Raw genomic sequence first — 5,948 nt, 5'->3', positions numbered from 1 at the left:
CGATCGGGCTTTCCCAGGCGGCACCCGCATTGGAAACGACGATATCGACACCGCCAAAGGTGGCGACCGCCTTGTCGAAGGCGGTGCGGACGGAGACGGGATCGGTGATATCGCAGGCGATGCCGATGGAGTTGTTGCCGGCCGTCTTGGCGACCGCTGCCGCCTTCTCGCCATCGAGATCGAGCACCACGACATGGGCGCCCTCGGCGGCAAAGGCTTTGACGACGGCCGCGCCGATCGCGCCGGCCCCGCCGGTGACGATGGCGACCTGGCCGGTGAAGGGCTTCGGCTTGGCGCCGGCGAGCTTCGCCTGTTCCAGCGACCAGTATTCGAGATCGAAGAGATCGGGACGGCTGACCGGCTCGAAACGACCGACGGACTCGGCATCGCGCGCCGCCTCGATCCACATCTCGCCGACATCGATGGCGATGGTCGCATCCTTGAAGGTCCGGCCATGGCCGAACATGCCGAGGCCGGGCACCAGCGTCAGGCGCGGCATCGGGTCCAGCATGATGCGCTTGACGTCGTCGCGGGCGTCGTTGCTGCGGAAATATTCGGCATAGTCGGCGGCGAAGGCAGCGACATGCTGGTCGATGACGGCGCGGTAGCCGTCAAGATCGTCGCTGGCCGGTGCCGGCAGCACCATCGGGCCGGTCTTGATGCGGATGGAGAGATCGGGCGTCGAGACGCCGCGCGCGGCCATGTCCCGGACCTCGGCCGCGTTGACGAAATCGAGAATGGCCGGCGAGGCTCGGAAGACGCTGACCATGCGGTCGTAGCGGCCTTCGCCCTTGTCGACGGCGACGGCGCCGCGCAGCATCGGGGCGATATCGGCCGGGCTTGCGAGCTTTGACGGCAGCGTGGCCGGCGTGAAGGGGTTGCGGCCGTTTTCCTTCACATGGTCCTCGGCGACCGTGACGTAGTGGATCATCCGGTCATAGGCTTCTTTGGCGGTGTTGCCGAAGGTGAAGATGCCGTGTTTGTCGAGGATCAGGCCCTCGACCGTCGGGTCCTGCTCGAACACTTCGGCAGCGGCCTTGGCGAGCGCGAAGCCGGGCATGATATAGGGCACGAAGCCCATCTTTGTGCCGAAGAGTTCGGTGCTCATCTCCCGGCTCTTCGCCTGGTCGGCGATGGCGAGGATGGCGGTCGAATGGGTGTGATCGACAAATTTGTGCGGCAGGAAGGCGTGCAGCAGCGCTTCCACCGAGGGGTTCGGTGCGGCGGGATCGATGAGATTGGCACGCAGCAGCGTCACCATGTCCTCGTCCGAGAGTTTGTCGAGCTTGCGGCTTTTGAGGAGCGCGATGATCTTGACCGCCGGCAGGCCCGGCGGCTCGATTACGCCCATGTCCCAGCCGCTGCCCTTGACGCAGAGCACCGCATGCGTGTCGCCGACGAGATCGGTCACTTCGGTCTTCACGGAGGTGTTGCCGCCGCCATGCAGCACGAGCCGGGGCTCGCCGCCGAGCAGGCGGGTCGTATAGGTGCGCAGCGCCAGATCACGGTTGACGCCCTTTGCGGCATAGCTCGCGACGACCTTTTCCGCCTCGTCGTCGCGCCAGAGATTTTCCATCGTGTCAGCCTCCCGATAAACCGGCCCGGCCGGCATCGGCGGACCCCAAACATTTGGCTCAAGCCTTGCCCGAGCCGCCCTTTTCCCAGCGTCCCAAAATGCGGCGCGCCATCGACGTGGTGACGATGAGGTGCGAGACGAAGCCGCCCTTCAGCGCCGCCATCAGCGGCTCGAATTTGTTGTCTTCCTGCACGACGAGCATGCGTTTCTGGATCGCCCTGATGGAATCGAGATCGGCGGAAATGCAGCGCCGGTTGTGGTTGCAGTCCATCCACTGGCCGTCATGGTCGATCAGCTGGCCGGCAATGACGCCGGCGGCCCCCTTCTCGCCCATGGCATGCATGTCGGCGGCCGACAGCGCGCCGCATTTGACGAGGTGGCTGTCATCTTCGATGCCGCCGACGGAATAGAGTGCGAGATTGCAATCCGAGATCGTCGCAAGCTGCTCGCGGATGACGGGCTCGCCGCGCAGTTCCTCGGCGAGGCGCTCGGAGGAGAGCACGAGTGGCGCATAGAAGTTGATGCCTTCGGCGTTCAGGCGCCGGGCGATTTCCGTCGTGCACTGGTCCGGGCGGTAGGAATAGGGCGCGCCGAGATTGCCGCAGAGCTGCACGACGGTGACGCCGCGCAGGTCGGCGAAGGGCATGACGTCGGCGATGTGATAGACCGTGCGGCCCCAGGCGACGCCGATCCGGTCGCCCTTGTTGATGAGCTCGAGGAAGACCGAAGCCGCGACGACGGGCATTTCCGCCGCCGGGTCCATTGCCTGCCGGTCTTCCGGCACAAGCCAGGCCGTGGTGAGCCCCGTCGCATCTTCCAGCTCGCGGGCCAGCACGTCATCGGAAAACAGTTCCGAGGAGGTCGAGATCGTGACGATGCCCATCTCGCGCGCCTTGCGCAGATACATGGCGATCGAGGCACGGGAGATGCCGAGCCGCTGCGCGACCTCGTCTTGTCGCAGGCCATGCGTGTAGTAGAGCCAGGCGGCCTTGTGAATGATCTGGTCGTTCGGTCGGACGGGCATTTCGGCTCTTTCGTTCGGTATTCTGACATTAGTCATTCATGCTGACAAAAGTCAATGTGCGTGTTTCATAAGCCTATCAGATTGATAAGCGTTTGCGGATGTGCGCCGAAGGCTCATCTGCTAGCGTCTCGTCCACGCAACCCGTTCGGGCGGCCCTGGTCGAATATTGCTGCGGATTTTCCCCGGTTTGCTGCGGCATCCTAAAATCGTGCGAACGCAAACTGGAAACCGGACGACCATGGACGCAACCGAAAATCTCGCCCTGCCCTACATCCTTCCCTCCCAGGCGCAGAAACACGTCACCCATAACGAGGCCATCAAGGCGCTGGATGCGGTCGTGCAGCTTGCCGTGACGAGCCGGAGCGTCGCGACACCGCCGCCACCGCCTGCCGCGGGTGTCCGCTACATCGTGCCGGCGGGTGCCACGGGCGCATGGGCGGGCCGCGAAAAGCATGTCGCGGCCTGGCAGGATGGCGTCTGGGTGTTCTACATGCCGCGCACCGGCTGGCTTGCCTATGCCGTGGATGAGAATGTGCTTCTCACCTTCGGTTCCAGCGACTGGGCGCTTTCCGCCTTTAATGTCGCCCTGCCGGACAGGCTCGGCCTCAATGCGACCGCGACGGCACCAAACCGGCTCGCGCTCGCAGGCGACGCCTCGCTGTTCACCCATGAGGGTGCGGGGCACCAGCTCAAGATCAACAAGGCGGCAGCCACGGACACCGCATCCATTCTCTTCCAGACGGCGTTTTCGGGCAGGGCTGAGATCGGTACGGCCGGAAGCGACGATTTCCGCCTCAAGGTGAGCGCGAACGGCTCCACCTTTGTCGATGCCGTCACCGTCGACCGCAACTCCGGGCGTGTTTCCTTCCCGGCCGGTGCGACGGGCCTGCGCATCCAGCTCACCGCGGCGCGCACCTATTATGTCGCGACGACGGGCAACGACAGCAACACCGGCCTCAGCGCGGGCGCCGCCTTTGCGACCCTGCAGAAGGCCGTCGACGAGGCGCACAAGCTGGATTGCGCGAGTTTCGACGTGACGATCCAGCTGGCGAACGGCACCTATGCCGCCGGCGCCACCGTCGCCCGGTCGCTCATCGGCGGGGGCACGCTGATCATCAAGGGCAACGAGACGACGCCGGCTTCGGTCGTCCTGAGTTCGGGCCTGAGCTTTCGCAACGGCGCGCAGGTGCGCGTCGCCGGCCTGCGCTTCGTCATCGCCACGGATCTCATCCACGCGCTCTCCGTGGGCAATGGCGTCTATCTGCGCACCGGCAAACTCGAATTCGGCGCGGTCGGCGCCAATGCGGATCATATCTTTGCGGACAATCCCTGCCATATCGCCATTGAGGAGGACTATACGATTTCCGGCGGCGGGCGCAGGCACATGAATATCGGCATGGGCTATGTGGTCGGGGCAAACCGCACGATCACGCTGACGGGCACGCCCGCCTTCACGCATTTCCTGGCGGCGGCCAATTGCGCCTCGATCGCGCTCTCGAACCTGACGGTTTCCGGCACGGCGACAGGCAGCCGCTACATTGCCGAGACGAACGGCGTCATCAACACCTATGGCAAGGCGACGACCTATCTGCCCGGCTCCACCGTCGGCACCAATCCGACGGGCGGCATCTACGCCTGAGAAAAGCATCGCATGCATTGCTTTCCGGCGGCCCTTGCATCGGGGCCGCCGGACTGGTTATGAAATGGCATGTCTCTCGAATCCGTCCGCACCTTCTTCGCCGAAAACGCCCCCGACATCGCCGTTGTCGTCACCGAGCAGAGTTCGGCGACCGTGACACTCGCGGCCGAGGCGCATGGCGTGGCGCCCGAACAGATCGCCAAGACGATCTGCCTGCGGATCGGCGACGAGACCGTGCTTCTGGTCGCGGCAGGCACGGCGCGGCTGAGCAACCGGAAATTCAAGGATCGTTTTGCCGCAAAGCCGCGCATGCTCGATGCCGAGCAGGTGCTGGCCGTCACGTCGCATCCCGTGGGCGGCGTCTGCCCCTTCGGCTTGCCGGCGCCGGTTCCGGTCTATTGCGACGTGTCGCTGAAAGCCTTCGAGGAGGTTGTTCCGGCGGCGGGCGCGACGAATGCGGCGGTGCGTATCGCGCCCGACCGCATGGCAAGCCTCGTCAAGGGCGAATGGGTCGACGTCTGCGAGTGACGTGACCTGAGGCCCGGCGGGCTAATCGTGAAAGAGTTTCGCGAAAATCCGGGGAAATGCCCCGCTGGCAAAATTGTGCCCAAACAAGCAATATGACGAAACTGTGATCAACCGCGGCCGGCTTCCGGCGGACAGCGGCGCGCGGACGCGGGGTGTCTCGCGGGCAGGCGGTTCGCAGTTGCGAGGCGTCGGCTTGGTTCCGGGCTGCTGGAGGAGCATTTGCCCGGAGGTTCAGCACGGTGCCGCCTCAGGCCGCGCCAGGGGGAGAAAACATGTTCGAAAAGCTGTTCAAGCTGAGTGAGCACGGCACGTCCGTGCGCACCGAAGTGGTGGCGGGTCTGACGACCTTCCTCACTATGTCCTATATCATCTTCGTCAATCCGGATATCCTGTCGACTACGGGCATGGACCGGGATGCCGTCTTCGTCGCGACCTGTCTGGCGGCAGCCCTCGGCTCGCTCGTCATGGCGCTCGTCGCCAACTGGCCGATCGGCATGGCGCCCGGCATGGGCCTCAACGCCTTCTTCGCCTTCACCGTTGTCGCGGCATTGGGCTTCACCTGGCAGCAGGCGCTGGGCGCGGTCTTCATCTCCGGCCTCATCTTCGTGATCCTGACGGTTACGGGCGTGCGCAGCTGGCTGATCGAAGGCATTCCGCATTCGCTGCGCAGCGCCATTGCCGCCGGTATCGGCCTGTTCCTCGGCATCATCGCCCTGAAGAACGCTGGCATCGTCGTCGACAACCCGGCAACGCTCGTCGGCCTCGGCAGCCTCAAGGCGACCGGCCCGCTGCTCGCCATCCTCGGCTTCTTCATCATCGCCGTGCTCGATGCGCTGCGCATCAAGGGCGCGATCCTGATCGGCATTCTTGCCGTGACGATCCTCTCCTGGGTCACCGGCGTCAGCCAGTTCCAGGGCATCGTCTCGGCGCCGCCGTCGATGCTGCCGACCTTCCTGCAGCTCGACATCATGGGCGCGCTGCATGGCGGCCTGGTGCATGTCATCCTGGTCTTCGTTCTTGTCGAAGTGTTCGACGCGACCGGCACGCTGATCGGCGTCGCCAAGCGCGCCAACCTCATCCAGGAAGGCAAGAAGAGCCGCCTCGGCCGCGCGCTTCTGGCCGACAGCACGGCGATCGTCGCCGGCTCGCTGATGGGCACCAGCTCCACAACGGCTTACGTC

At 64.9% G+C, this 5,948-nt stretch carries 5 protein-coding genes; 3 read left to right on the top strand and 2 right to left on the bottom strand.

The window, feature by feature from the left end; all coding sequences use genetic code 11:
- Both ACOZKU_RS13705 and ACOZKU_RS13700 read right to left on the bottom strand, forming a co-directional pair.
- Positions 1-1,576, bottom strand: a 1,576-nt coding sequence (locus ACOZKU_RS13705; protein ID WP_421579356.1) for a bifunctional aldolase/short-chain dehydrogenase, incomplete at its 3' end; no start/stop codon positions are given.
- A 58-nt stretch (positions 1,577-1,634) separates the two neighbouring features.
- Positions 1,635-2,600 carry a sugar-binding transcriptional regulator gene (locus tag ACOZKU_RS13700; RefSeq protein ID WP_421579355.1) on the bottom strand — a complete coding sequence of 322 codons (966 nt, stop codon included), beginning with the start codon at positions 2,598-2,600 and terminating at the stop codon, positions 1,635-1,637.
- 238 nt (positions 2,601-2,838) lie between these two features.
- Here ACOZKU_RS13700 and ACOZKU_RS13695 point away from each other — a divergent pair, with 238 nt between their 5' ends.
- From ACOZKU_RS13695 to ACOZKU_RS13685, 3 genes are all read left to right on the top strand, one after another.
- Entirely contained in the window at positions 2,839-4,239 is a 1,401-nt protein-coding gene (locus tag ACOZKU_RS13695; protein ID WP_421579354.1) for a DUF2793 domain-containing protein, read from the top strand.
- 69 nt (positions 4,240-4,308) lie between these two features.
- Positions 4,309-4,767, top strand: a complete 459-nt coding sequence (locus ACOZKU_RS13690) for a YbaK/EbsC family protein (protein WP_421579353.1) — start codon at positions 4,309-4,311, stop codon at positions 4,765-4,767.
- A 272-nt stretch (positions 4,768-5,039) separates the two neighbouring features.
- Positions 5,040-5,948: NCS2 family permease (locus tag ACOZKU_RS13685; protein WP_421579352.1), on the top strand; the 909-nt coding region annotated here is incomplete at its 3' end.

The organism is Shinella sp. M31, from assembly GCF_049199205.1.
Classification (GTDB): domain Bacteria; phylum Pseudomonadota; class Alphaproteobacteria; order Rhizobiales; family Rhizobiaceae; genus Shinella.
Note: the sequence above shows the minus strand (reverse complement) of the source record. Positions and strands in the feature narration are given on the sequence as shown.